The 1,121-nt window shown below is 61.2% G+C and carries 1 protein-coding gene; it reads left to right on the top strand.

Translation table 11 applies throughout. The annotated features are described in order from the left end of the window. Positions 1-128: 128 nt before the first annotated feature. Positions 129-1,121: 5-dehydro-2-deoxygluconokinase (gene iolC, locus CUC53_RS18360; RefSeq protein ID WP_100295416.1), on the top strand; the 993-nt coding region annotated here is incomplete at its 3' end.

The following is a 1,121-nucleotide window of genomic DNA, read 5'->3' as shown; positions in this document are numbered from 1 at the left end:
GCCATTGCGTTATCCCATGCCGAGGCGCGCTGGGTGGATGTCAGTGCATGTTAGGCGGCCCAGTGCCCATTTTTCCGTGGCCGCTTTGGCGGCGCACGGCTCCCGAGGGAGCCAGTTTGGAGTCACTCATGAACAGTGAAAAAAAGTTGGACTTGATTTGCCTTGGCCGAGTTGCGGTGGATTTGTATGGCCAGCAGATCGGGGCGCGGTTAGAGGATATGGGCTCATTTGCCAAATACCTTGGCGGTTCATCCGGTAACGTGGCGTTAGGCACCGCGCGCCTTGGCCTGAAATCGGCGATGTTGGCGCGGGTGGGAGATGAACACATGGGCCGCTTCTTGCGCGAGGAGCTGACCCGGGCAGGGTGTGATACCAGTCACCTGATTACCGACCATGACCACCTGACCGCGCTGGTGCTGCTGGGGATCAAGGATCAACAGACCTTTCCCTTGATTTTTTATCGCGATAACTGCGCCGACATGGCCCTCACCCGTGATGACATCGACGAGGACTTTATCGCCTCGGCCCGTTGTTTGGCCATCACCGGTACTCACCTCTCCCATCCCAATACCCGCGCGGCGGTGCTGACGGCGTTGCACTATGCCCGTCGGCATGGGGTCAAGACGGCCATCGATCTCGACTATCGGCCGGTGCTGTGGGGGCTCACCTCGCTGGGGGATGGCGAAACCCGCTTCATTGCCAATGAGTCGGTGACCGCCCAGCTACAAGAGGTGCTGCCGCTGTTTGATCTAATTGTCGGCACCGAAGAGGAGTTTCACATTGCCGGTGGGTCCAGCGATACCCTGACCGCCCTGCGCCGAGTGCGGGAGTTGACCGCTGCTGAGCTGGTGTGCAAACGGGGGCCGCTGGGTTGCGTGGTGTTTAGTGCGGCGATCCCTGATTCGCTCGATGAGGGGGTGGCGGTCAAGGGAGTACGGGTCGAGGTGCTCAATGTGTTGGGGGCGGGGGATGCCTTCATGGCGGGGCTGTTGCGTGGCTATTTACGGGGTGAGGGCTGGCAGCAGGCGTGTACTTATGCCAACGCCTGTGGCGCGCTGGTGGTGTCACGCCACGGCTGCGCTCCCGCCATGCCCACGGCGCAGGAGCTCGATGATTATCTG

Origin of the sequence: Aeromonas cavernicola, assembly GCF_002795305.1 — a bacterium.
Taxonomy (GTDB): Bacteria; Pseudomonadota; Gammaproteobacteria; order Enterobacterales; family Aeromonadaceae; genus Aeromonas; species Aeromonas cavernicola.
This window is presented reverse-complemented; position numbering and strand designations above follow the sequence as displayed.